The sequence below is a fragment of the Alteromonas sp. ABH4_454 genome, from assembly GCF_056311775.1.
The window spans coordinates 1,521,267-1,546,382 of record NZ_CM149972.1 but is presented as its reverse complement, the minus strand read 5'-3'; the positions used below and the strand labels follow the sequence as shown (position 1 = coordinate 1,546,382).

Genomic DNA, 25,116 nt, shown 5'->3' with positions numbered 1-25,116 from the left:
ACCTTTTCAATTAACGCTTGCATTCAACCGCTAGCTTTAACTGGCACCAAGCTCGGCAGCGATAGCGTCAGCTTGGCGTTTTTCGCCCTGCACAAACTGCTTCCATTGCTGTGCCATAGCACGGCTTTTCTGATGCTTTTCAGCTTCTGCAAGCTGATTAAGCGCAAGGGCATATTGCTTTTTATTGTAAAGTGCCATGCCTTTTATCAAGTAAACCAAACCAGGGTTTCTTAATTCGCCTTTTTCAACAGCACGGTCTGCAGCAGCGATTGCATCGTCAAAACGCTCTTCATTAAGAAGAATTTGCGCTAACTGTGCATCTAACTCACCGTCTTCAGACAGTTCAGCCGCTTGCATCATAACGGGAATGGCTTTGTCTTGCTCTTTAGCAAGTGACCAGCTTTGACCTAAGAACTTAAGGTTGCGCAAGTTTTTCTCGAGCACACCGTCGTTCATCGCCTGTTCCATCAACTTAGCACCTTTATAAGGTACACGGTGATAGTAATAAAGCTGCGCCATGTTGAACACATCAGCTGACGTATTAACAAATCCACGTTGGTAAGCGGTTTCCATGATGGCCAATTGCTTGCGCTCTTCACCTAGCTCACCGTACATGCCAGCTAGCTGGATCCAATACTTAGGCTCGTCAAACAACTTAACCATTTTAATAAGAACGTCTTTAACCTTTTGAGGCTGCTTGAGTTCGTAAAAAATAGCACGTTGAAGAATTAACCACCCTTCATCAGGGATCATGCCTTCTGCTTCGTGATCGGCAACGGCTTCAGAAATCCACATTGCAGCTTCGTCGTACTTCTTATTCTGATAGTACGCTTGGGCTTTTATCACTTTATTTTTAACCGGTACAGGGCCTGTATTAAGACTTTCCCAACGCTCTAGGTAAGTAATGGTGTCGTCGTAATTACCCTGCATAAGGTTAAGCTGGGCCAGACTGAAAAGCGTGGTCATTTCGAACTTTTCAGGAATTGGCTGCTGCTCTACCACTTTGGCAAACGATTCCAATGCTTTTGCATAGTCTTCGTTGTTGTAATAAATGAAGCCGAAAAAGTTGTACATCATGGCTTTTTCATAAGCGTTCATTGAGTCAGCCTTATCTTCTACTTCTTTCAAAATAGCGATAGCTTCTTCAACATTACCCGCTTCATCTGCTGCCGTTTGGGCCCGGGCTAACTGCTCGTACACCTTGCCGCGAAGTGTAGGTACACGGCGAGTTTTCTTCTCGCTGGCTTTTTGCTCTTGCGCAACAGCATCATTGGCAACCAACATGCTAGGTACAGATACCGTGGCCGATGCAAATGCAAACGCCAGTGCACTAAGCAATGTATTCGTCTGTTTTTTCATCATGTTCTGTTACCCGTCAATTTGGAACGTAATACGGTTTTGTACACCCGACACTTCTGTTGCTTCACCGTTAACCACGCGAGGTTTATATTTGAACTTCATGGCAGCATCGATAGCCGCTTGTTCGAATATACCTTCTGGGTTAGCTTCAACAACAATTGGGTCGCGTACTGCGCCTTGCTTAGTTACCGTAAATTCAACAATAACAAAGCCTTCAATACCCCGCTGAAGAGCACGTCGTGGATATACCGGCGCAACTTTAACAATAGGCAGATATTCACCGTCACCAGATTCAAGAGCCAAACCGCCCTCTAGCGAGATGTCGTCTCCCACTTCAGCACCAAAGTCCATAGACGTTCCTTCTGCATCTGGAGAAGGTGAGTCCATTTGAGGCTGCTCCATTTGCGGTGGCGGCTCTTCTGGCTTAGGTGGCTTCTTCGGCTTACGATCTTTTTTCTCAACCTGTTCATCCTGCTTAACCCTTACGAAGTCAAGCACGCTTCCTTTAGGCGGCTCAGTTAGTGCGCTGCCACCCATCTTGATAAGCGATTGCATCAAGAAGAACAGGCCTAACGTGATCGCAAGGGAAATAACAAATGCGATTAAATATCGTGGCATGATTTATTGCTCTTGGGCTGCAATCGAAACATCGTAAACACCAGCGGCTCGCGACGCGTCCATAACCTTAATTAAGGTTTCTGTTGTGGCCTTTTTGTCAGCCTGAATAACAACAGTACCCTGTGGGTTTTCAGCGTGTAGGCGCTCAATGTTCGCCTGTACTGCGCGAACGTCGATACGACGTTTGTTAATCCAAATTTCACCTTTATCTGAAATAGCGATAAGGATATTAGCGCGATCCTTTTTCACAGCGGTGGCTGCTTCAGGACGGTTAACATCGATACCGGCTTCTTTCACAAATGACGCAGTCACGATAAAGAAGATCAACATGATAAATACAACGTCCAGCATGGGCGTCATGTCGATGTTTGCTTCTTCCTCATCGACTAGGTTTTGAAAGTGCTGCTTCATAATAAATACCTTACCTTAACGCTTAGCTAGCATTAACGTTGAATAATCAATGCATCCTCAAGATGCGTGCGTTCTGATTTCACCATACGAGTTAACCAGGTAGCGGCGAATACGCCTGAAAGTGCGCCAACCATGCCCGCCATTGTCGGGATAGTGGCTTTCGATACACCTGATGCCATTGAACGAGCATTACCTGAACCCGCAATCGCCATTACATCGAACACTTCAATCATACCGGTAACCGTTCCCATCAAGCCTAACAGCGGACAAAGCGCTACCAGTGACTGGATAATTGGGATGCTGCCGTTAAGGCGCATGGTCAACTGTGAAATTGTTTTCTGACGAACTTGCTCAGCGAACCAAGAAGAGCGATCAGCACGTGCAGTCCACATTGCTACCGCTTCTTTCTTGGCTTGCTTGTGCCAAACCATCAGATACATCGCACGCTCGAGGATCAAAAGCCACATAACGAATATCAGCAGACCGATGACCAGGAGAACCTGGCCCCCTGTTTCTGTGAAATCGCGAATTGCTTCTAGAAACTCGATCATGATTAGCCTCGCTCAGCGCGCTCTGCAATTACGCCAGACGCCTGTTCTTGTAGGATGTACACAATGTTCTTAGAACGTGTGTTTAGCATTGCGTAAAGCAGTGTCATTGGAATCGCTACAACAAGACCTAGTACTGTTGTTACAAGTGCTGTTGAAATACCACCAGCCATTAGTTTCGGGTCACCTGTACCAAACAAGGTAATTGCCTGGAAGGTGTTAATCATACCCGTTACCGTACCTAGTAGACCCATAAGCGGCGCAACTACTGAGATAATCTTAATGATAGTTAGGTTACGACCTAGCTTAGGCACTTCGCCCAAAATCGCTTCTGTAAGGTGAAGTTCAAGCGCTTCCACGTCAGCGTTTGGATGCTCGTCACGTACTTTAAGTACACGGCCAAGTGGGTTATTAGTGTTAACTTCTTTGCTCTTAAGCTGCTTGTTCACTTTCATGCGCGTTAGCGTAAGCGTTACTAGACGTTCTAGAGCAAGGAGTAAACCGAAAGCACCTACGATAAGAATGATATAACCTACTGGACCACCTTGTTCTACACGCTCTTGAAGGTTAGGCGCTTGAACAAGAAGACCTAGGATAGAACCACCTGTTGGGTCGATACCGAATTGAACTAACTCGCCATTTGATGCTTGAAGCTCTGCCGCAGAGCTCATGTAGCGGTCAGCAGGCTGACGTACTAGTTCAGACACTGTGCCTGTTACACCGTTGTACTCTAAGTATTTACCGTCGGCAACTAGCGCGAACGGACCTACACGCACAACAGATTTGTTCACTTTCTCGCCACCAGCTTCAACAACGTCAGTGGTAAAGGTAGTCACCTTGCCTGATTCAGTCATTTCACGCTGCATTTCAAACCACACGCGCTCAATCTCTTCAATTGAAGCAAGTTTTGAGCTTGAACCCATATCTTGTGCCATTTGGTCAAGGAACTCTGAACGGCCTTGAATTTGCGCAGATATTACTGAGTTATAGAATTTGTTTTTGGTGTCGCCAGCGATTTGCTGCAGCACACCGAATAGCTCTTTTAGTGAACCAAGACGCGTGTCTAGTGCACCGTTTAAGTCAGCCAGTTTGAATTCGTTTTCTTCAAACTGAGTTTCAAGCTGCTCAGATTGTGCAAGCATTTGGTCACGCTTTTCACGGGTTTCGCGAAGAATGCGATCTTGCTCTGCACGTTGTGATTGGAAATCACGCTCGCGCTGTTTGTTTTGCTGAGACTGTGCGAACTGACCTTCTTCTAATTGCTTTAGAAGTGCGTCTAAGTCCATCGCACGGTCGCTTTGTGCGAAAGCACCAACGCTGATGCTAAGGGCTGCTAGACCAACAGCGATACGTTTTACTGTGTTAAACATTCTCATCAACCTCTTAGTCTGTAATTGCCACTGGCAGCATTAGCAAGTCTGGTGCAAGTTGCTTCTTCGCCATGCGCAGACCTTTTGTAATTTGTGTACGGTAGCTGCTATCAAGCTCTTCCCACTGACGGGTTTGCTTGTTCCAAACACCCTGCATGCTAGCATCACGTGTTTGATAAATTAGCGCTGTACGACCAAGGCGTAGGAATTCTACATCACGCTCTTGACCGTTAATTGAATGAATACCGCTATACGCTTCCATAGTGCGGCCGTAATCCATCTCTACTTGATACGCTTCCATAACGCGGCGGAATTTTTCAGATGCAGCAACATCGGCGCGGTCCATCATGGCGCGAAGGTCAGCGACGCGGTTAGCGCGCTCTTCTGGAAGGAAAGGTACGTCTAAAGCAACAAACTGCTCTAGGCCGTCAATCATACGCATCATAAGTGGCGTGATTTGGCGTTCAACAACAGACACTTCGTCAATAGCTGAGTTCAGATCTGCCATTTCTTGTTCTTGGTTATTGATTTGCTTACGAAGCTGAGTGTTATAAACCTCAAGGCCTTCGATTTCTTTCATCAATGTTTTGAACTGTTGAAGTTTGCTGTCAATTTGATCGGTAATACCGTTTATTTTTTCTTGCGATTTTGCCGCTGACTCATTGATTTTCGCTGCCTCATCGACAACGGGTTTTAAGACTTCATCGTCTTGTGCCAGTACCGGTGTCGCTGTAAGCGCACCTGCAACTAACAAAGCATTGATAAGCTTCATACATTCAAACCTTTAAAGTTAAAAGAAATCGGTTGTATCCGACTATAAATTTCTGCGCGTAGGATAGAGTTTTTCTGTGACAGTTTTATTACGAAACTGTCATATTAGAACCGAAAGTGTCATGTTTAACTCATAAAAAAGGCCGCATGTAGCGGCCTTAAGGATAAGTTCAGTTTTTAGAAGTCATATTTAAATGACAATCTAATACCTGTACCTCGTGTCTCAGACCTAAGCAGGGTATCGTTAAATTCAATTTCACGATCTTCGCCTAGAATATTCTGAACACGTAATGTGACAGTGCTATTAAAGTCTGGGTAGTACTTGTATACCATATCCAATGAATGAAATGGTTGCTCGAAGTTATCGTCGAAACCATCAATACCCGGAATTAGAATACGCTCACCGAATACGTTATAGACTAATGATGCAGTGTGTTCACCGTTATCAGAGTCATAACCCAACTGCATGTTAAGTACATACTGAGAGTGGCCGGTCATTCGGCGCTCAACATTAGTAATTGCCGCAGAAACACCAGTTTGCTCAACGATATTCTGACGATCTAATACGATTTCAGAATCACTGACAGTGATGTTACCTGTAGTAAACAAGTTGTCCCAAATACCGTCGCCAATAAAGGCTAAGTCTTGTAGGAATTCAACTTCAACTCCGTAAACCTCGCCAGATTCAGCGTTAGCAATACGAATTAGGGGTGGACCATCCTGAGCCGGAGACTGTACCGATTCAATCGGCGCCTCCATGTCTTTATAGAATAGGCCTACAGACACGTTGTTACCTGCTTCGCGATACCACTCCCAACGTAAATCATAGTTAATGATATCTGTTGTGCTTACACCAGGTGTACCAGCAATCGGGAAGTTAGTTAACGGGTCTAAGTAAGTCGCCGAAGAAACCTCACGAAGATCGGGACGTACAACCGTTTGACCGATACTTGCACGTAGCTGCATATCGTCTTCTAAGAAGTAAGTCACTGCAAGTGCTGGATAAAAACCGTCTTCTTGGAACGCAAACTGCGAACGATCCGCTTCGTCACTCAAGTCAAACTGGTTTGTGCGCGGGTCTAGCGGCGCCACTACCTGACGGAAGTCTTCATAACGTGCACCACCAGTGAAACGCCACTTGTTGTCATAGAAGAAATCAGCTTCTAGATAGTAAGCATCAATTTTCTGGCCCGCTACATAGTCATCACCGGCAATAGTCGTATCACGAATAATGGGTCGGCTAGACAAAGATAGGGTGTCTAGAACACTGTCGCTGAAAATTTCGCTAAAGTCGTTACCGTCTAGAATTGAACGGTCTTCAACACCAAGTGTATTGATGTCGAAACGACGGTTTTCAGCAGTACGTGTTTTGGTTACAAAGCTTGCACCCACTTTGTACTCGGTTTCCCACTTACCCATTGTCATTGGGTAAGTCACGTTATAACCAAAATTCTCCAAGCGGTCGTGAAGGTCTTGAAACGTATATCGAGCCGCAGTTTGTGCATCTGACAAGAAGATTTCGTTTTCATCATCGAAGATGCCGTCTTGGTTCACGTCTTCCATTACGAAACGCGCATTGAAGTTACCCGGCGCATGACGTACAGAGCGACCCAACGAGTAAGTCCAGTCAATACCCATGAAGTTTAGTTCTGGGATGGTGTGCTGACCTTTAATCTGATTGGTATAAAGCGAGCGTTCTTCGTACTGAACGTCGATATCGCGAATACGCAAACCTTCTGCTTGGTTTAAGTTTTCCGTGTTACCAAACATTTCGCGAATTTCATCGCGAGTGTCGTTTAGTACAATAAGGCTGTAATCAATACGATGTTGACGGTTGTAGTCTACACCTAATGTTAATAGTGAAGACCAAGTCACCGTTTGCTCAGTACCTTGAATATCGTCAAAGAAGCGTACATTGATAATGTCATCGCCCACTAAGTCAGGGTCTTGTAGCTCGTATTCTTCAGAAGAGCGAGTTTGGGCTGAGTAACGTGAAGTTACCAAAAAGCCAAAGCGCCAGTCGTCATCGTAGTCGTAACTGTCACCATAGGTAACGTTAACGCGCATATCTGGGTCAGCTGATTCTCTCTCAAGCCCATATTCTCTGTTAACGCCCTTGAACAACTCTAGCGCTTCCTCGGGCTCTAGGTCGTCTAGGAAATTCTTTGAATCCCAACGCTCTTGGATAGCAGCAGAGGCTGCGCGGGTTCCGTCGTCTTCACCTGTCCAGTCGCGACCGCCACCAGCATAATCCAGGACATCGCCAGAGTTTTCCGTATCGATACCAACCGCAGCTGATACGTTGAAAACACGCTGTGAAGGTATAGATTTCAATCGGATATTTACGTTACCGCCACCGAATGCCGCAGGCATGGAAGGCGAATACGATTTTTGAACCGCAAGGCTTTCTATAATGCTCGACGGGAACAAGTCGAGAGGTATTACGTTACGCGTTGGATCTGGGCTTGGCACGATTGCGCCGTTTAATTGTGTTGATGAGTAACGCTCACCAAGACCACGTACGTAGATGAAACGACCATCTACCAGTGTTAGACCAGTTACACGGCGAAGTGCACCCGCAGCATCACTGTCACCAGTACGAGCAATCTGCTCAGCACCCATGATATCAGCTACGAAGGCTTGATTTTTACGTTCTTCCATTACTGCTGTCGCGGTGCCTTTTAAGCGCGTACCGGTAGCGACAACCTCCTCAATCACTTCGTCTTCATTTGATTGAGCGTTGGCTATAGACGCTGGAAGCAAAATACTTGCTGCAACGGCTAAGCTAATGGGCTTTAGAAGAAACCTGTTAGCAGGTCTGTTCATGATGAACCTCTTTAGAAAGGAATACATTCACGAAAATAATTCGTGTCTTACAAACTTAAAAGCAAGTGCGCCACTTTTGCAACGCACTTGCTTGTTTTTAGCTATGCGAACTGGGTCTTATTCAAGACCAACAGTCCATCCCGCAGTCCAGTCGTTATCAGCGTCTTTAACTGCGCCGATAAAGTCTACTGAAGAGAAGAAGCTGTCTAGCGTCGATACGTCAGTCGCAGCAGTTGCGTCTACTGTGTAGATACCGTTAAGTACTGTCGCAGTATTATCAAGTAGGCTGTTACCTGTTTGTGCGGTGAACCAGTCTTCTTGGCTAAAATCACCAGAATCTTTGATGTTTTCCGCACATGCTAGTACAGACGTTTCAAAAGTAAGTTGTGGGTCGTTAGTGCCGTCCATGTTAGCAAGTAGCGTAGTGTCGCCATCGCTTAGGTCAGCTTCGAAACATTCACCCATACCCGCTGGGCCAGTAACTACGAAGTTATAAAGCTGTGCATTTGTCTGGTCGCGAAGAAGAACGCCTTCAGAATCAGAGTCAGCAGTATCGAACTCGTTACCAATGATAGTCATGTTAGCAACCATTGGGTTAGAGAACGCAGTACCGTCACCGCCGTCACCGTCGCCTTCAATTGCGCGGTTAGCATCAGAGTTGTCTTCTGCGTGCTTAACAAGAACAAATTGTAGTTTACCTTTGTAACCGTTATCCCAGTCTACAGAGTCATCTTGGATGCCTGTTAGCGTAAGATATTTAACGTTTACTGCGCCACCGAAGAACTCAACACCGTCGTCTGCGTTTTTGTGTACTTGTACATACTCAACAGTAGTACCAGAACCCACACCACCAAACGTAATACCGTTTAGTTCGTTATCTGGGGCGATTTCGAAACCACCGTGCATTACGCGAACGTAGCGAAGCGTACCTGAACTGTCAGTGTTATCTGTACCACCGAACACTGCACCTTCTTGTGCACCTTCAACTTGAAGTGAACAGTCAGTACCGTCTTGAGGGCACTTAGTAGATTCGCCGTTACCTAGAACAATCATGCCGCCCCATTGACCAGCTTCACCCGCTTCAAGACCGCCAACAACGTGGTCACGTGAAGTGAATGTGATTGGGTCTTCAGCAGTACCGTTTGCATTAATTTCTGAGTCACGGCTGATTACTAGGTAGTCGTTACCAGATGCGCCATAAACAGTTACGCCTGGCTCAACAGTAAGCGTTGCGCTGTTTTCTTTGTCGCCACCTACAAATACTGCACCTGAAAGCGCGTAGAAGTTACCTTCTGTAAGCGTTAGGTCAGACGTGATGGTGCCAGACACTTCACACGTAGTGGTTGAACCGTCTACTGGTGTGATAGAAGTAGTACCCGATGGGCAGCCAGAAGCAGATTGTGCTAGTTCGATGTTACCGCCACCGAAGCCAAATGCCCAACCTTGACGCCAGTCATCTTCACCGATAGCACCGATGAATGTGTTTGCTTCAAAGAAAGTATCAAGCAACGTAGATGCGTCGCCACCGGCGGTAAGAAGGTCGCTTTGAGCTGTTAATGTGCCATCTGGGTTAAGACCAAGATTTGCGCGGTCTTCAAAGGCGATTAGCTGGTTGCCTTCTTGACCTGTAAACCACGCTTCTAGGTCAACTGCACCTTCTGGCGTGTTGAACGGCTCAGAACAAGCGATAGCTGAGTAAGTCATGGTTAGGTCACCGTCAGAAAGGTTAGCTTGAACCGTTTCGTCTGTGTCCATTTCTAAACACTCGCCCATTGCTTCTGGACCAGTGATAAGGAAGTTCATTAGGTTTGCGCCAGTTTGGTCGCGAAGTAGTAAACCTTCAGAATCTGCGTCAGCTGTGTCGAAAGTGTTACCGATAACTGTCATGTTTGCGATCATTGGCTTAGAGAATTCTAGGCCGTCACCACCGTCGCCGTCACCTTCAATACCGCGGTTTGCGTCAGAGTTGTCAGCAGCGTGCTGAACGTAAACATACTGAAGCTTACCTTTGTAACCGTTGTCCCAGTCTACTGAGTCATCTTGGTTAGCTGTTAAAACTAAGTGTTTCGCGTTTACCGCGCCACCGAAGAATTCTACACCGTCATCAGCGTTGCTGTGTACTTGTACATAGTCAACTTCTGTACCTGAACCAACACCACCAAAAGTGATACCGTTAAGTTCGTTGTCTGGCGCAATTTCAAAACCAGCGTATTTAACAACTACGTATTTAAGGATACCAGAGCTGTCTGTATCGTCTGTACCACCAAATACTGCACCCTCTTCTGCACCTTCAACCTGAAGCGCACAATCAGAACCGTCTTGCGGGCATTTAGTTGAAGTACCGTTACCAAGGATAACTACACCACCCCATTGGCCTGCTCCAACTTCGTCACCTACAACGTCGTTGAAAGATGTCATGATGATTGGAGAAGATGCTGTGCCTTCTGCTTCAATTTGAGAGTCACGGCTAACTACAAGGTAATCTGCACCAGTGCGACCAAAGATGATTGTACCTTCTTCGATTGCTAGCGTTACGCTGTCTGCTTTGTCGTTACCAATAAATACTGGACCTTCAAGTGCCCACACTGTGTCATTAGTTAGCGTGATAACGCCTTGATCGTCAGCATCATCAGCTGTTAAACGACCAGAAAGAACGCGTACTTCAACCGACTGGCCGAACGCATCAGAAACTTCACCACTTAGGAAAGAGCTTACTTCACCTGGAGCTGTATCATCTGAACCAGTATCGCCACCAGTATCGCCACCAGTGTCGCCACCATTGTTATTAGTTACGCTGTTATCAATATCACCTTCACTGATATTAATATCGCCACCACAGCCAGCTAGCACAAGCGCTGTAGCAATAGCTGAAGCTTTGAAAAGTTGCTTAAGTTCCATGTGTTTCTCCAAGTACGGTATAATTATGGATTTTAAAAACGCGGAAACTTTAACTGAGGTAGATGACACATTTGTTACATTAAGGCACTGTAACAAAAGTTTCACATAAAAAGTTCAATTTTGAGCTAAAAAATCACACAATTAATGCTTAAAGCTCTATGGGACTTTATTTTTTGCTTATTTTCAGATAGTTGCAGAACTCACATTGGCCAAATTGGCTGAGATAAGTCTTTTATTCTTCATTGAAAATTGATCTTTTGTCTAAGATAAACCTGGTATTCATGAAGTTACATTACTATTTTGTGACAAAATCATGACCACTCAAGGTTATTGGCACATGTGTTTTGGATAGTGCTTATTCAGTGAATAACCATGAAATCGTACGGCAACGCCGAAACTATTTCATCACATAAATTTGGCTTATTTATTCACCAAGTAATCGACGCTGGCGCACCAATACATCTTCACGAATAGGGAAATAGCCATCTCTTAACACCTGCTGCTGCCCTTCCTGTGACAAGATATAGCGCAAAAACTCCCGTTCTAAAGTAGGTAAAGGCTCGCCGGGCTTTTTATTTATCACTAAATAAAGAAAACGGGCAAAGGGGTAGGTTTCGTTGCGCACAGTGTCAATAGAAAGAGGGATTAAGCTATCTAGCGATTCACCTAGTGGCAGAGCGCGAACCCCGGCGGTTTTGTAACCGTAAGCGGCATAGCCAATAGCGCCAGTTCCACTAGCAACAGATAACACCACCGATGCAGAGCCAGGTTGTTCATTAACCGTATTTTTAAAGTCCCCATCACACAGCGCCATCACTTTAAACAAGCCATAAGTACCCGATACTGAATTCCGGCCGTACAGCCTGATGGGAGAACGGTAGCCTATATCGTTAACGCCGAGTTGAGACCAATTGGTTATGGCGGTATTGCTGCCACAAAACTGGGTTTCAGAAAATACGGCATCTACTTGCTCTAACGTCATACCTGGAAGTGGGTTTCGTCTGTCCACAAAGATTGCGATGGCATCCATCGCAACTTTTAAAACAGTGGGTGGGTAACCATGAACTCGCGTGAAGTCGCGTATTTCACTGGGTTTTAATTCCCGGCTCATGGGACCTATGGTGGCAGTACCTTCAATAAGTGCCGGCGGAGCGGTAGATGAACCAGATGCCTGAATTTGAAAGCCGACCTGAGGGTAGAGAGTTTTGAATTCCTGTGACCAAAAGGTCATCAAGTTTGCCAGTGTATCTGAGCCCACTGAGGATATTTTCCCTGCAACACCGGGCTTGCGTTCATAGGCGGGCACTTGATAAGTGCTTGGAACAGAAGAAGAGCTTTGCATAAGCTGAGTGCTGGCGAGTAATTTAAGTGGCATCAACAAGCTTATTACCAACAATAAGCTCATGAAACTATGGCATAGCCCATTCACTATGTTATGACGTTTGCTCACCAAGGTTTACTGCCTCTTAAGATTACAGCTGCTCTGCAATTAACTCGTTATCCAACACGAAGGAGAAGTTACTGCCCTCGCCCAACGTACTGGTTATCTCTAATCGAGAATTATGATGACTTAGCACGTGTTTTACAATGGACAACCCCAAGCCTGAACCACCGGTTTTACGGGAACGGGCTTTATCCACACGGTAAAAGCGTTCTGTTAAGCGATTAAGATGGTTCTGTTCAATGCCCTCACCGTTGTCTACAACAGAAAACTGCGCGCCACTCGTACCGCGGCGCCAATATACGTTTATCTCGCCACCAGCGGGGGTGTAATGAACGGCATTAAACACCAAATTAGAACAGGCACTGCGTAGTTCGGTTTCCACACCAAAGACATATAGCTCTTTGTCAATATGGAAGTTTATCGTGTGATTTTTTTCTTTATTCAGCGCTTGAGCTTCTCGTTCCACTTGCGCGAGGACCACGGGTATATTAACGGTATTTTCATAAATACGTTCCGAACTTGCTTCAATGCGCGATAGCACTAATAAGTCTTCAATTAAGTTTTGCATACGCTGGGTTTGCGATGTCATTTCTTTCATCGCTTTGTGCATAAACGGGTCTGACGCTTCATCAACCGGAAGAATTTCTAAGTACCCATTTATAACCGTGAGCGGCGTGCGAAGCTCGTGAGATACGTTCGCCACAAAGTCTTTACGCATTTCTTCAAGCTGAGATACACGCGTTATATCACGAGCAATCAGCAGAAGGTGCTCGTCGCCATAAGGCATTATCCGATATTCGAAAGTTTTATTGGGGTTCGTTGGCGACGGTACTTCAATAGGGTATTTATAGTTACCCGCGTGAAAATACTGAATAAATTCTGGGTGACGCAATAAATTGTCGATTCTACGGCCTGAGTCTTGAGGCCATTTCAACCCAAGATCTAAACGTGCAAGACGATTACACCAAATAATACAAGCCTTTGAGTCAACCACTACCGCTGCATCTGGTAAGGCTTCAGACCCCTCTCTAAAGCGTTTTACTAACTCGCCAAGCTCTTTACGCTTGTTGCGATTTCGACGCTGAAGGTAATAGATACCTTCATAAATATGCTCCCATACACCTCGCACGGTAGGAGGAGACATTTTGCGACTATGCCACAGCCAGCGATTCAGCTTATAAAGGTGCCAATAGTTAAACAGCAGTAACAAAGTCGCACCTATGGCGACAGCGAATAACATATCATCCAGGTACCACCCGACCAGCGCAAAAACCACAAGGAATAGCACTAAGCGCAAAGTACTTCTCAACCAAGAGAACGGGTAATACATGAAAAAGCTCGCGTTGTTGAAAGTGGAAATAGGCGTACGTTCAGATGGCACACAGACGTGAAGGGAATGGCGTCATACCACTCCCTAAACACCATATCTTATTAAAGCTTAGTAGAAAAACGGTAGCCTGCACCGCGTACAGTTTGGATCATAGCATCATGTCCGTGACGAGAGATAGCTTTGCGCAAGCGTCGAATATGTACATCTACCGTCCTGTCTTCAACGTAAACATTGGTGCCCCACACGTTATCAAGAAGAAGCTCTCGGCTGTATACTCGCTCTGGATGAGTCATGAAAAAGTGCAATAGCTTGAACTCTGTGGGCCCCATATCTAATGGCTCTTCATTGGCCATAACGCGATGCGATACAGGCTCAAGTTTAAGTCCGTTAAACTCAATGGGCTCTTCGTTTGATGTGGGCGTGACTCTGCGCATTACCGCTTTAATTCTTGCCACTAGTTCCTTCGGCGAGAAGGGCTTAGTCACATAATCGTCGGCACCAGCATCCAAGCCGCGAATTTTATCTTCTTCTTCACCACGGGCTGTTAGCATGATAACGGGAATGTCACGAGTAAACTCGTGTTGCTTTAAACTTTTAGCCAGTTGTACACCGCTTCCACCCGGTAGCATCCAATCCAGTAGGATTAAATCTGGGTAAGGCTCGCAAATTTTTTCCTGCGCGATGTCGAAATCTTCGGCTTCAATAATATTAAAACCAGATTGCTCAAGTACAAACTTAAGCATCTCACGGATAGGCGCTTCGTCCTCAACCACCAACACTGTACGAGACATCGTAATATTCCTGCTCATTTATAAACGCCGTTATTATTAATGTGGTCTGTGACAGTTTTATTAAAACGATTACATTAATGTGTCAAGTTTAATACGGTTTTAAAACACGCTTCGTCCAAAGTTTATACATACAATCTTGTTTATTCATACAATTGCGCATATTCTTGAATTGTCAAAAATATCTACATGTATGTAATTCAAAATGGTGCTTTCACCACAAGTGGGAGAATCATGCAAAGTCCGAAGTAACAGGGGTGTGTTTTTCTATGGCTGCGGTCAAGACAGGGTTATCAAGGAAGCTCTTAGCAAGGGTATTATCGGTATACTTTGCGCTCACACTTATTGTGACAGTAGGACAAATTTTCACAGAATATCTCAGCACCAAAAATCACGTTGAAAGCGAGCTTCAAACGTTAAAAAACACCTTTTCTTCTAGTCTTACTCGCGCGCTATGGGAGCTTAACAATGATCAAGTCCGAGCCATCGCTGAAGGGTTAATGTCGCTCCCAATAGTTGAAGGTCTGCAAGTTCGTGGTGAAAACGGTAACTACATTGCCGAGTACGGCATTCGGGTCCAGCGCTCTCCCGCGCCTGTCGACCAAGAGCTGATAGAGGATCATCCCGGAGGCGTTTTTAGCTATAGCTTCCCGCTTGTTTTCAAATTCTCTGGCCGTGAGTCTACCGTCGGCGATGTTACTTTATACTCAAGCTTCGACACTATATTTAGCCGTATTGAAGTAGGTGTTTTCTTTCTTATCGGCAACGCGATAGTGAAGACAACCTTCCTTGTTTTCTTATTTATGACAGCCTTTCGCACCATGCTCTCTGAACCCTTACAGTCCATCACTGAGCAAATGGGCAATTTCAACCCTCAGCACCCGGAAGAGAGTAAGTTCAACATCAAGCTGGATGATGATAACGAGCTATTGCAGCTTAAAGAATCGTACAACAATGTTATTGATGACCTTATCGCTTCAAATAATAAGTTGAATAATGCGCAAAGCGAGCTAACGCTTGCCAATAAAAAGTTAGATGATCAAAACCTTATTTTAGAACAGGAAGTGGCAAAAAAAACCGCGTCTTTGTCGCAAATCATGCTTGATTTAGAGCAGCAGAAAGATGAGCTTGTTGCTCACCAGCGAGAGCTGCGCCAGGAAAACGAAAATCGCCAGTATATAGAAGCAGAGCTTCGCAAACGTAACCAAGAACTCGCAAGCTCAATGGATACCCTTCACCAAGCGCAAGAGCAGTTAGTAGAGTCAGAGCGCATGGCTTCACTTGGCGGCCTTGTTGCCGGTATTGCACACGACGTAAACACGCCGTTAGGGGTGAGCGTCACCGCAGCCAGTTTTCTGCAAGAACGACTTAATAACTTAAAGACTGATTTTGAAGATAAAAGCCTGACCAGTAAAAATATGGCAAGCTTTATTGACGAAGCCGAGCAAACTGCGCTTTTACTTTTGAGTAACTTAGAGCGCGCATCAGACCTTATCGCCAGCTTTAAACAAGTGGCCGTTGACCAGACCAGTGAAACCGAACGCGAGTTTGTATTAGGCGATTACATCAACGAAATCATCCAGTCCCTAAAGCCGAGTTTCAAGCAAACCGAACATCAAATTAACCTAACCTGCCCTGACAATTTAGTAGTAACCTGTGCCCCCGGCGCTATTGCACAGATTGTTACAAATATGGTCGTTAACTCGCTTATGCACGGCTTTGAAGGCAAAAACGCAGGCACGGTAACCCTCGATGTAAAAGAAGAAGGTGATAATGTTGTTCTTTACTATAAGGATGACGGCAGGGGCTTAAGTGAAGAAGAATTAAGTCAATTGTTTGATGCTTTCTTTACTACTAAACGAGGCCAAGGTGGCAGCGGTTTGGGCACACATATTATGTATAATCTAGTTACGCAGTCCCTGCATGGCCATATTGAAGCCGACAGTACACTCGGCAACGGCTTACAGTACATCATTCGTTTTCCCAAAAAGAGTGTGTAAGCCTTTTTACTATTTTCAATTTGGGGCGCGCACTGCAAGCGCCCTTTTATGTATTTAACAACCCTTTATTCAATTGCACCGCAAGTCTTACGTTGGTACGCTTGCGCCCTATTTTTATTAAGAGAATGCTTACACTATGTGGTTTAAAAATGTAAAAGCCTATCAAATTACTCAGCCGCTATCGCTAGACGAGGGTGATTTAGAGCGAGTCTTAAACGAACATGCTTTTCGCCCGTGCGGCAGCCAAGATTTGGCAACCATGGGGTTTGCCTCTCCGTTTTCTCAGGCTGGTAAGCAAGGCACCATGTTTCATGTTGTTCAACAGCGTTTTTGGATAACGCTAAAGAAACAAGAAAAGATTTTGCCCGGTGCTGTGGTCAATGCCGAGCTTGACGAGATGGTAGCTAAAATTGAAATGGAAACCGGTTCACCAGTTGGCAAAAAAGCCAAAGCTGACCTTAAGCAAGAAATTCAGACACGCTTGCTGCCACAGGCCTTTACCAAAAACACCTACACCCACGGTTTTATTTCGCTTTCCGACAACTTGGTAGTGGTTGATGCGTCGTCTGACGGCAAAGCCGAAGCCTTTTTGGCCATGGTAAGAAAGGCCATAGGTTCACTTCCAGTAGTGCCGTTTACGCGTAGAAGCCTTCAAAGCGAACTTACGCATTGGGTTACTGAGTCAACACCAGAAGGCGTTGGGCTACTTGAAGAAGCTGAGCTTAAATCTACCGACGACACGGGCAGTGTTATTCGCTGTAAGAACCAGCCGCTTGATAGCGAAGAAATCAGTATTCACCTAGATGCCGGTAAGCTGGTTCAAAAAGTCGCGTTTGAATATGCAGAAACCCTAACGGCTATTATGTGTGAAGATGGCGCCATTAAGCGTATTAAGTTCACCGACCGCATTAAAGAAGAAACTGACGACGTACCAAAGGATCAGGTAGAAGCTCGCCTTGATGCAGAGTTTGCGCTAATGTCAGCAGAGATTTGTACGCTGCTGAACTTCCTTCGCGGTGCGCTTAATCTTAACGACGATAGTTTATAAGCGAACGGTAAGTAAATAATAAGCAAATGATAAAGGTAGCCTAGCGCTATCGAAAAGCCTAATTACCTAAGGGTCGTTAGGCTTTTTATTAGGGCCTGTTAATTAAGTTGCATGTTTGAACTGGCAACCGTCTCGAAGCGCAAATACTTCCTAGCTTTTTTAGCCCTTTTCCTAGCCTTTGCAAGAAAGTTGTCCAACCGCTTTAGGTGTAAGTTGGATAGTGAATTACCACAATAAAGCTCGTCTCTCCGGCTTCGTCTCGATAACCGTGGGGCTGGTCTGCACGCAATATACATTGCTCCTGAGCCTGATAGCTTTTCCACTGTCCATCTTGCAAAACCCCTAACTTTCCTTGTAGTACGTGAATATGTTCGGTGACACCAATTTGGTGAGCTGAAGAGTGCTGCTCATGAAAGCCTGTTAAGCATAGTTCGAACATCTCAAACTGAGTAGCTGAGTTAAACGGAAATAGCGTCTTTATGGTTACGTTTGGGTCGTTAGCGAACTTGTTATCGGCGTGTTGAGACGAAGGTGCTGTTTCGTCACCAGATAAGAAAGAAGAAAATGAACACGCAAGACCTGTGGCTATTTTCCACAGGGTAGCGATGGTTGGGCTAGACTCACCTCGTTCTATTTGCCCAAGCATAGCTTTCGATACCCCCGTCAACTTCGCTGTTTTATCAAGCGAAAGCCCCCTTGCTTTGCGAACAGACTGCAGGTGCTGTGCAATACTCCTTGAAATAGCAGAAGGCTGCCCATTTGCTTTTGTCATGTAATGAAGGCCTTTTATTTTGTCGCTGATGTTAATAAAGCAGTTGTGCGCTATAACGCACAAATGTTAAGTTATCCATTGTGCGTTATAGCGCACGAATAGGTAGAGTAGCACATTCGAAAGACGCTAAAAGCGTATTTTTATCGCTCAATCGTTTCCAATCGAATTCCATCACGAGGGTTTTCATGAATAAATGGAAGTTAAGTCATATCAGCGCAGGGCTTACCGCCGTTACGGTAGGTTATAGTAGTTCTGTTGTCATTATCATTGATGTTGCGCGCAAAGCCGGCGCTAGCGATGACATGGTAATAAGTTGGTTATTCGCGCTTGGTCTAGGAATGGGCATTACCTGTATTCTGTTTTCGTGGCTATCCAAACTGCCCGTTGTTACCGCTTGGTCTACCCCTGGTGCGGCTTTTTTGTTAACCAGTATCGGCGACTATAGTTTAAGTGAAGCCATTGGTGCATTTGTAATATGCGCAGTGCTTTCACTGATAACAGCGCAAAGTCGGACTTTACTTAAACAAATTAGTCGCATTCCTCCGGCCATTTCATCTGCACTTTTAGCCGGTATTCTTCTGCCTATATGCCTTGCTATATTTACCGATGTTAATGAAGCGCCGCACCTAGTCGCGTTATTTATTTCCGCTTATCTAATAGGAAGCCGACTATTCCCCCGCTATCTGATGCTGTTGTTGCTAATTATGTCGGTGGGCATTAGTTTGTTTATGGGTAGTGCCAGCGGTGTTGTCGCTTTACCAAGTACCTCATCAGGGCTGCCATCAATAATTACTCTGCCCGAGCCAATTTGGGTAACGCCCACTTTCTCTCTCAGCGCCGCCATTGGCTTAGCCTTTCCTCTTTTTCTTATCACCACGCTTTCTCAAAACTTGCCCGGCATAGCTATTCATCACGCCCACGGCTATGCGCCCGACCATAAGCCTATCTTATCAGGCATTGCCGTTATACAAGGTCTATTAGCACCGTTTGGTGGCTTTACTTTTAACCTAGCCGCTATCACAGCAGCACTGTGTATGGGTGAGCAGGCTGATAGTGAAAAATCACAGCGCTATAGAGCTGCCATAGCGGCCGGCGTAGCGTATTTGTTTATGGGACTTTTAGCGTCTGTGGTCGTTGCGTTATTTGTTAGCATGCCCAGTATCATTATTCATCTACTTGCAGGGCTCGCACTTTTAGCTACGCTTCAAGGGTCGGTGGTTCGCGCGATGGAAGTAGAACATCACAGAGCCCCAGCACTGCTCACCATGCTGTGTACGGCGTCAGGCTTTAGCTTATTTTCTATGACTTCAGCGGTGTGGGGATTGGGTCTAGGTTTACTATTGCTGTTTGTTCAAAAGAAACCTGCTAACGCATAGTGTTGCTTATTATGCGCTGTACGTGTAGCTAACCTATATAACAAAAAGGCCGATACGTTTTGAGGTTTCACTTCTGTATCGGCCTAACACTACGGTGTAGATCTGAGGGGTAGCTTAAAAGCTTAACTGCTATAAGAAAATTTGCTTCGCGGCACTTGTGAGCTCTTCGAACTCATCAGAGTGAAGCTCGCCCATATCTTCGACCACACCACGCTGAATAGCTAAGTTTAGCATTGCGTCTTTTTGACTACCTGCAGCTCCCGAGACTGCCGCACCTACGCGAACAAAGTCAATATAGCTTAGCTCATCAGGAAGATAGCTTAAGTCTTTCCAGTTTTTCGCTACATTTACGAAGCTTTCACCAAAGCCCCATTCTCTCATTATGCTTGCCCCAATGCGGCCCGCTAGTTTATCGATTGCCACTTCAAGGAAAGAAGGGTTTGCAAAAACTTCAGGGTGGCGCTCAGCTTCGGTCAAAATAGGCAGTACACCAATATTATGTACCAATGCAGCTAAAGTCATAGTATCCATGCTCATTTCCCGCTTTTTAGTGCGGGCTATATAAAGCTGTAATACCGCCATTGCACTGGCAACTATGTTTACCGTATTCGCCCATTCCTGTTGCAAATAACGAGCAACTACATCATTTTTAGATACAAACAGCTGCTCCATTGCTAGTGCGGTAGAGATATTCTTAATTTGTCGCAAACCAATACGGGTTACCGCCTGACTGATAGAGGTTACTTTAACACTGCGCCCCATATAAGCACTGTTTGCAATTTTGATCATTCTTGCACTAAGTGATGGGTCTTGTCCGATTACCTCGCCCATAGCATTAAGGTTAATGTCAGGGTCATCTGCTGCTTTACGGACTTTTAATGCGATAGCAGGAAGTGTAGGAAGGACCAGTGTGTCGTTGTTTATCTTTTCAACCAAGATGGTTGAAAGCGCGTTCTGTGTAGACATATTTCTACCCTTAGAAAGTTCCAAATTGCCTTGATAAGGCGATAGTTTGCGTTACCCGTTATCCACATAGCTAACATCAATCCTGATGCGCCAAATAAATCGAGTATTTGTGCGTTGCATTCCCTGCGCTTATTCACATAGGCCTCTATGTTTCACGCTAAAATACAAACCGTTTATTGTTTTATTATGGTATTTCTATCACCATACTATAGTAGCTCTTTAGTTTCGACCAACTAAAAAAGACAGGCTTAGTGCGAATGTTTAACGACCGCAGAAGCACAAGAGCTTAATCAAAGTATAGACAACAAGCAGCAAACCACTATTGATATTAAGCAAATAATTTTCATACTTTTGTATAAAATCAAAAGCATAGCTATAGTGAGTTACGCAAACACCTCCCCACATACTTAAATCAATACGGGAAAACGACACGGTAAACCTTATGATTAAAAAAACGACTTCAACTTATTCGCCTATTGCTGCTGCAGTAGCAGGGCTATTTATGCTGACCGCCTGCAGCAAAAGTGCCGATACAACGCAAACTCAAACGGCAAAGCCTGAAACCGATACAGCGCAAACCTTACTTGTAGACGAGTCCCGCTTGTCTATTTATCACGGTGTAGACCTTACCAGTGATTTATCACACCTTAATGACAACCAGCATAAAATGCTTTCGCTTTTAATCGATGCGTCGAAAATTATGGATGACCTGTTTTGGAAGCAGGCATTTTTTGAAGATAAAGATGCTTTTCTTTCATCGATAAGCGACGAAAAGGTACGTCACTTTGCAGCGATTAACTATGGTCCTTGGGATCGCCTAAATGGCGACACGCCATTTATTAGCGGCTATGAAGATAAAGCCCTAGGCGCTGAGTTTTATCCTCACGACATGGAAAAGGAAGAATTTGCTACGGCTGAGTTTGCCGACAAGCAAGGCTTGTATTCTATAGTGAAGCGCGATGAAGCAGGTAACCTTTATTCAGTGCCTTACTCTGAAGCCTTTAAGAGTGAGTTAATGAAAGCATCTGACCTACTAAAAAAAGCGTCAGAGTTAGCTGAAGATGAAAGCTTCAAGCAATACCTGCAACTGCGTTCTGAGGCATTGCTGTCTAACGATTATCTTGCCTCTGATATGGCCTGGATGGATATGAAGACTAACCCAGTAGAGCTGGTTATTGGCCCTATTGAAAGCTATGAAGACCAGCTATACGGCTACCGCGCTGCCTTTGAAGCCTACGTGCTTATTAAAGATTTAGCATGGAGTGAAAAGCTGGCGAAGTACGCGGCTTTCCTACCTGAGCTTCAGCAAGGCCTTCCTGTTGCTGATGCTTACAAAGCTGAGATGCCCGGCTCTGATGCCGACCTTAATGCATATGACGTTATTTATTACGCAGGCCACTCTAATGCTGGCAGTAAAACCATTGCGATTAACCTGCCCAATGACGAGCGCGTTCAGTTAGAAAAGGGAACTCGCCGCCTACAGCTTAAAAACGCAATGCGCGCTAAGTTCGATACTATTTTGGTACCTATTGCAGATACGCTAATTGTGCCAGAGCAACGTGAGCACATTACGTTCGACGCCTTTTTCGCCAACACTATGTTTCACGAAGTGGCTCACGGCCTTGGTATTAAAAACACCCTAGACGGTTCGGGTACCGTGCGCGGCGCACTTAAAGAACATGCTTCAGCCCTTGAAGAAGGTAAAGCCGATATTTTAGGTTTGTACATGGTACAAAGCCTTCTTGAGAAAGGTGAAATTACCGAAGGTACGCTAGAAGATTATTACGTTACCTTTATGGCCGGAATTTTCCGTTCTGTGCGTTTTGGAGCAAGCTCTGCTCACGGCAAAGCGAACATGATCCGTTTTAACTTTTTTGCACAGCAAGGTGCGTTTGAGAAAACAGAAGACGGCATGTATCGCGTAAATATGGAGAAGATGGGCGCCGCAGTAGAAGCGCTATCTGAACTAATCCTTACCCTTCAAGGTGACGGCGATTACGACGGTGTCGCAAAACTTGTAGAAACTATGGGTGTGATTAAGCCTGACCTTGCGTCAGATTTAGCGCGCTTAGAAGCAGCCAGCATCCCGGTTGATATTCACTTTAATCAAGGTAAAAAAGTGCTGGGGCTTGCTGAGTAAGCCATTAGGTTTTACTTTTTAATATCATTTACCTCATTTATCTGCAGTGTAAATATAAATGCCGCCCTTTGAATAAAGGGCGGCATTTTTTATCTTTAAGCGCAAACGTTACTCTACGTGTTGCTTCATATTTTCAGTATACGGAGGCCAGCCTAGCGGTTTGCCCGCCAACACGTGAAGGTGAATGTGATATACGGTTTGCCCACCGTATTCGTTACAATTCATGACAGTACGATAGCCTTGGTCGGCAAAGCCTTGCTCCTTGGCAATTTTTGCGGCCACATATGACAAGTGCCCCACTACTTCGCGGTCTTCTTCAGCAATATCGTTTACCGTGGCAATTTGCTTTTTCGGAATAACCAGAAAATGAGTCGGAGCCTGAGGGTTTATATCTTTAAACGCCAGCGCGAGTTCGTCTTCGTACAAAATCTCTGCTGGAATTTCCTTGCTGATAATTTTATCAAAAATTGTTTCTGCCATGTCTCACATTCCTTTTTAATTAGGTGTTTAACTATTGCGTTAGCGAACGATGATGGTTCTCTCACCAACGCAATTACAAAGTCTTAACTACAGTGTTTTTACTCGGCTCGATGCCTTGTTTTATGCAAAAACAAACCATAGAAGTATTACGCCTAACGCTAAGCGATAGATAACAAAAGGCAGCATGCCTATACGGGATATCCAGCTTAGGAATAAATAAATACAAAGGTAGGCACTTACGAATGAAAATGCTGCACCATACAGCAATGCATACCAGTCGACGGCTTCATTTGCTTTAAGTAAATCTAAGGTGGCTAGCAACCCTGCACCTAAGATGACAGGTATAGACAGTAAGAAAGAAAAGCGCGCACAGGCTTCGCGTTTTAATCCTAGCATCAAGCCAGCGGTCATCGTTATACCCGAACGAGACGTCCCAGGAATCAACGCTAACACTTGGGCTAAGCCGATATAAATGGCTTGTTTTAGCGTTAGGCCTTCAAGTTCTTGTTCCCGCTTTGCTGTCGAGTCGGCATACCATAAAAGCAAACCGAAAATGATGGTGGTACCTGCGATCACCAATGCTGTACGTGCATTGTCTTCTATCCAGCTTTTCATCAAAAAACCAATGATGACCGCAGGAATAGTCGCCACAATAACGTACCACGCCAGTTTACTGTCGGTAGATTGCTGCTTGCTGAAGCCTTGAGTCACCCATGCTACTGTCATCTGCCCTATTTCTTGACGAAAATAGATCATAACTGCAAGAAGACTTCCCACATGTACTGCTACGTCAAACGCCAAACCTTGGCTTACCCAACCGAAAAGCTCAGCGGGTAGCAGCAAGTGCCCAGAACTACTGATTGGAAGAAATTCAGTCACGCCCTGAATAATTGCTAAAATAATGATTTCGAAAAGTGTCATTCCTTTGCTTAACTCCAAGTAAAGTCAATTGGCCATAATTGCTGTTTCTGTTTATCAAAGTTTTGCCACATTTGGGCATAGGTTTCTTGCGTTTCAGGGTGAATGTCGTCGGGAACAAGTTCAGCTAACGGCCAAAGCACAAACGCGTTGTAACAAATCTCTTCGCGAGGCAAAACCACAGGGGATGTGGTTACCTTACTATCATAGGTAAGCAAATCGAGATCAAGGGTTCTTGCGCAGAATTTTTTGTCGGTATGCACTCTTCCATTGTCTTTCTCAATTGCCTTTAGTATTGCACACACCTCTTCAACATTTTTTGATGTTGTCGCCCGTGCGGCAGCATTATAAAAAGGACTGCCGTTGAAGCCTACAGCTTCGCTTTCATAAACGGAAGACACTGAAACATCTGAGAAGTGTTGTTTTAGGGCAACTAAAGACTGCCTAGTGTAATGTTCGCGCTCAATATTAGAACCAATGCTGATTAAAATGGTATGTTCAGGCATTAGTTGCGCTCTTTTCGCATTTCAACGGCAACGGTTTGCGCATTAGGAAGAATATTAGGTTTAACAATTTTAAGCGTTATTGTTGAAATCGAGAAGTGAGCAAGGACGGTGTCCATAACCTTGCTTCCGAAAGCCTCAAGTAGTTCGAACGTACTTTCTTTACCAACTTCCACGATGCACTCGGCTACTTTGGCATAATCTACCGTATCAGCAACATCATCACTTTGCATCGCCGCGCTTAAGTCAACATCAAGTGTTACATCGAGAAGTAGCTGGGTGGTTCTTACTCGCTCCCAGTCATAAACACCAATCAGGGTGTCTACTTCAAGCCCTGTTATATAAATTTTTCCCATGGAATTTTTTCATCTTGTCTGTTATCAACCCAGTTTATTGCCTTACTTTCCGGCTTCAATACTGGTCTTACTACTGCGCTTTCAACCACATATTGCTGGTAAACGGTGGTATATCGCGTTTGGATGGAGTAGCTTTACGCTTGTGTGGCACAACTATACCGCTGTATGACAACTGGGGGCAACCAAGGTTTTGT

Annotated in this window: 21 protein-coding genes; 4 read left to right on the top strand and 17 right to left on the bottom strand. The window is 45.0% G+C overall.

Annotated elements, in window-relative coordinates:
- Nucleotides 1–36 precede the first annotated feature (36 nt).
- From ACYX4W_RS06800 to phoB, 11 genes are all read right to left on the bottom strand, one after another.
- A complete protein-coding gene (locus ACYX4W_RS06800; RefSeq protein WP_474853660.1) occupies nucleotides 37–1,362 on the bottom strand; it encodes a tetratricopeptide repeat protein in 1,326 nt (441 codons plus the stop codon).
- Between the two features lie 6 nt (nucleotides 1,363–1,368).
- Entirely contained in the window at nucleotides 1,369–1,977 is a 609-nt protein-coding gene (locus ACYX4W_RS06795; protein WP_071817099.1) for an energy transducer TonB, read from the bottom strand.
- 3 nt (nucleotides 1,978–1,980) lie between these two features.
- Nucleotides 1,981–2,388, bottom strand: coding sequence for an ExbD/TolR family protein (locus ACYX4W_RS06790; RefSeq protein ID WP_012517280.1), 408 nt, complete (start codon nucleotides 2,386–2,388; stop codon nucleotides 1,981–1,983).
- 32 nt (nucleotides 2,389–2,420) lie between these two features.
- Entirely contained in the window at nucleotides 2,421–2,939 is a 519-nt protein-coding gene (locus ACYX4W_RS06785; protein ID WP_025256525.1) for a MotA/TolQ/ExbB proton channel family protein, read from the bottom strand.
- Nucleotides 2,940–2,941: 2 nt separating this feature from the next.
- Nucleotides 2,942–4,306, bottom strand: coding sequence for a MotA/TolQ/ExbB proton channel family protein (locus ACYX4W_RS06780; RefSeq protein WP_476075061.1), 1,365 nt, complete (start codon nucleotides 4,304–4,306; stop codon nucleotides 2,942–2,944).
- Between the two features lie 13 nt (nucleotides 4,307–4,319).
- A complete protein-coding gene (locus ACYX4W_RS06775; RefSeq protein ID WP_474806290.1) occupies nucleotides 4,320–5,078 on the bottom strand; it encodes a DUF3450 domain-containing protein in 759 nt (252 codons plus the stop codon).
- Between the two features lie 176 nt (nucleotides 5,079–5,254).
- Nucleotides 5,255–7,903, bottom strand: coding sequence for a TonB-dependent receptor domain-containing protein (locus ACYX4W_RS06770; RefSeq protein WP_476075060.1), 2,649 nt, complete (start codon nucleotides 7,901–7,903; stop codon nucleotides 5,255–5,257).
- Nucleotides 7,904–8,020: 117 nt separating this feature from the next.
- Nucleotides 8,021–10,801, bottom strand: a complete 2,781-nt coding sequence (locus ACYX4W_RS06765) for a hypothetical protein (protein WP_474808690.1) — start codon at nucleotides 10,799–10,801, stop codon at nucleotides 8,021–8,023.
- 424 nt (nucleotides 10,802–11,225) lie between these two features.
- Entirely contained in the window at nucleotides 11,226–12,206 is a 981-nt protein-coding gene (locus tag ACYX4W_RS06760) for a PstS family phosphate ABC transporter substrate-binding protein (protein ID WP_474808692.1), read from the bottom strand.
- A 67-nt stretch (nucleotides 12,207–12,273) separates the two neighbouring features.
- Complete coding sequence (phoR, locus tag ACYX4W_RS06755; RefSeq protein ID WP_474808694.1) at nucleotides 12,274–13,575, bottom strand: phosphate regulon sensor histidine kinase PhoR; 1,302 nt, start codon at nucleotides 13,573–13,575, stop codon at nucleotides 12,274–12,276.
- Between the two features lie 101 nt (nucleotides 13,576–13,676).
- Nucleotides 13,677–14,366: a phosphate regulon transcriptional regulator PhoB gene (phoB, locus tag ACYX4W_RS06750; protein WP_118490259.1), complete on the bottom strand. Its 690-nt coding sequence runs from the start codon at nucleotides 14,364–14,366 to the stop codon at nucleotides 13,677–13,679.
- Between the two features lie 266 nt (nucleotides 14,367–14,632).
- Between phoB and ACYX4W_RS06745 the strand changes: the two genes are divergently transcribed.
- Both ACYX4W_RS06745 and rdgC read left to right on the top strand, forming a co-directional pair.
- On the top strand, nucleotides 14,633–16,363 hold the full coding sequence (locus ACYX4W_RS06745; RefSeq protein ID WP_474808697.1) for a sensor histidine kinase: 1,731 nt from the start codon (nucleotides 14,633–14,635) through the stop codon (nucleotides 16,361–16,363).
- 136 nt (nucleotides 16,364–16,499) lie between these two features.
- On the top strand, nucleotides 16,500–17,411 hold the full coding sequence (gene rdgC / locus ACYX4W_RS06740; RefSeq protein ID WP_474808699.1) for a recombination-associated protein RdgC: 912 nt from the start codon (nucleotides 16,500–16,502) through the stop codon (nucleotides 17,409–17,411).
- Nucleotides 17,412–17,613: 202 nt separating this feature from the next.
- Here rdgC and ACYX4W_RS06735 read toward each other — a convergent pair whose 3' ends face one another.
- Complete coding sequence (locus tag ACYX4W_RS06735; RefSeq protein WP_474808701.1) at nucleotides 17,614–18,183, bottom strand: helix-turn-helix domain-containing protein; 570 nt, start codon at nucleotides 18,181–18,183, stop codon at nucleotides 17,614–17,616.
- Nucleotides 18,184–18,368: 185 nt separating this feature from the next.
- Between ACYX4W_RS06735 and ACYX4W_RS06730 the strand changes: the two genes are divergently transcribed.
- A complete protein-coding gene (locus tag ACYX4W_RS06730; protein WP_476075059.1) occupies nucleotides 18,369–19,559 on the top strand; it encodes a benzoate/H(+) symporter BenE family transporter in 1,191 nt (396 codons plus the stop codon).
- A 129-nt stretch (nucleotides 19,560–19,688) separates the two neighbouring features.
- On the opposite strand, the gene ACYX4W_RS06725 is transcribed toward ACYX4W_RS06730, so the two are convergent.
- Nucleotides 19,689–20,525, bottom strand: coding sequence for an HDOD domain-containing protein (locus tag ACYX4W_RS06725; RefSeq protein ID WP_474808704.1), 837 nt, complete (start codon nucleotides 20,523–20,525; stop codon nucleotides 19,689–19,691).
- Between the two features lie 445 nt (nucleotides 20,526–20,970).
- On the opposite strand from ACYX4W_RS06725, the gene ACYX4W_RS06720 reads away from it, so the two are divergent.
- Entirely contained in the window at nucleotides 20,971–22,665 is a 1,695-nt protein-coding gene (locus ACYX4W_RS06720; protein ID WP_476075449.1) for a dipeptidyl-peptidase 3 family protein, read from the top strand.
- 108 nt (nucleotides 22,666–22,773) lie between these two features.
- Here the strand turns inward: ACYX4W_RS06720 and ACYX4W_RS06715 are convergent, their stop codons facing one another.
- From ACYX4W_RS06715 to folB, 4 genes are all read right to left on the bottom strand, one after another.
- Nucleotides 22,774–23,145 (bottom strand): histidine triad nucleotide-binding protein, encoded by a 372-nt coding sequence (locus ACYX4W_RS06715; RefSeq protein ID WP_179982381.1) that lies wholly within the window; start codon nucleotides 23,143–23,145, stop codon nucleotides 22,774–22,776.
- Between the two features lie 120 nt (nucleotides 23,146–23,265).
- Nucleotides 23,266–24,066 (bottom strand): undecaprenyl-diphosphate phosphatase, encoded by an 801-nt coding sequence (locus ACYX4W_RS06710; RefSeq protein ID WP_474808706.1) that lies wholly within the window; start codon nucleotides 24,064–24,066, stop codon nucleotides 23,266–23,268.
- Nucleotides 24,067–24,074: 8 nt separating this feature from the next.
- On the bottom strand, nucleotides 24,075–24,569 hold the full coding sequence (gene folK, locus ACYX4W_RS06705; RefSeq protein WP_179982380.1) for a 2-amino-4-hydroxy-6-hydroxymethyldihydropteridine diphosphokinase: 495 nt from the start codon (nucleotides 24,567–24,569) through the stop codon (nucleotides 24,075–24,077).
- A complete protein-coding gene (gene folB, locus ACYX4W_RS06700) occupies nucleotides 24,569–24,922 on the bottom strand; it encodes a dihydroneopterin aldolase (RefSeq protein WP_476075058.1) in 354 nt (117 codons plus the stop codon). The genes folK and folB overlap by 1 nt, the downstream gene beginning before the upstream one ends.
- Nucleotides 24,923–25,116 lie beyond the last annotated feature (194 nt).

Coding starts and splice junctions, on each gene's coding strand:
- ACYX4W_RS06800 (WP_474853660.1), bottom strand. CDS start 1,362: ATGATGAAAAAACAGACGAATACATTGCTTAGTGCACTGGCGTTTGCA.
- ACYX4W_RS06795 (WP_071817099.1), bottom strand. CDS start 1,977: ATGCCACGATATTTAATCGCATTTGTTATTTCCCTTGCGATCACGTTA.
- ACYX4W_RS06790 (WP_012517280.1), bottom strand. CDS start 2,388: ATGAAGCAGCACTTTCAAAACCTAGTCGATGAGGAAGAAGCAAACATC.
- ACYX4W_RS06785 (WP_025256525.1), bottom strand. CDS start 2,939: ATGATCGAGTTTCTAGAAGCAATTCGCGATTTCACAGAAACAGGGGGC.
- ACYX4W_RS06780 (WP_476075061.1), bottom strand. CDS start 4,306: ATGTTTAACACAGTAAAACGTATCGCTGTTGGTCTAGCAGCCCTTAGC.
- ACYX4W_RS06775 (WP_474806290.1), bottom strand. CDS start 5,078: ATGAAGCTTATCAATGCTTTGTTAGTTGCAGGTGCGCTTACAGCGACA.
- ACYX4W_RS06770 (WP_476075060.1), bottom strand. CDS start 7,903: ATGAACAGACCTGCTAACAGGTTTCTTCTAAAGCCCATTAGCTTAGCC.
- ACYX4W_RS06765 (WP_474808690.1), bottom strand. CDS start 10,801: ATGGAACTTAAGCAACTTTTCAAAGCTTCAGCTATTGCTACAGCGCTT.
- ACYX4W_RS06760 (WP_474808692.1), bottom strand. CDS start 12,206: ATGAGCTTATTGTTGGTAATAAGCTTGTTGATGCCACTTAAATTACTC.
- phoR (WP_474808694.1), bottom strand. CDS start 13,575: ATGTATTACCCGTTCTCTTGGTTGAGAAGTACTTTGCGCTTAGTGCTA.
- phoB (WP_118490259.1), bottom strand. CDS start 14,366: ATGTCTCGTACAGTGTTGGTGGTTGAGGACGAAGCGCCTATCCGTGAG.
- ACYX4W_RS06745 (WP_474808697.1), top strand. CDS start 14,633: ATGGCTGCGGTCAAGACAGGGTTATCAAGGAAGCTCTTAGCAAGGGTA.
- rdgC (WP_474808699.1), top strand. CDS start 16,500: ATGTGGTTTAAAAATGTAAAAGCCTATCAAATTACTCAGCCGCTATCG.
- ACYX4W_RS06735 (WP_474808701.1), bottom strand. CDS start 18,183: ATGACAAAAGCAAATGGGCAGCCTTCTGCTATTTCAAGGAGTATTGCA.
- ACYX4W_RS06730 (WP_476075059.1), top strand. CDS start 18,369: ATGAATAAATGGAAGTTAAGTCATATCAGCGCAGGGCTTACCGCCGTT.
- ACYX4W_RS06725 (WP_474808704.1), bottom strand. CDS start 20,525: ATGTCTACACAGAACGCGCTTTCAACCATCTTGGTTGAAAAGATAAAC.
- ACYX4W_RS06715 (WP_179982381.1), bottom strand. CDS start 23,145: ATGGCAGAAACAATTTTTGATAAAATTATCAGCAAGGAAATTCCAGCA.
- ACYX4W_RS06710 (WP_474808706.1), bottom strand. CDS start 24,066: ATGACACTTTTCGAAATCATTATTTTAGCAATTATTCAGGGCGTGACT.
- folK (WP_179982380.1), bottom strand. CDS start 24,569: ATGCCTGAACATACCATTTTAATCAGCATTGGTTCTAATATTGAGCGC.
- folB (WP_476075058.1), bottom strand. CDS start 24,922: ATGGGAAAAATTTATATAACAGGGCTTGAAGTAGACACCCTGATTGGT.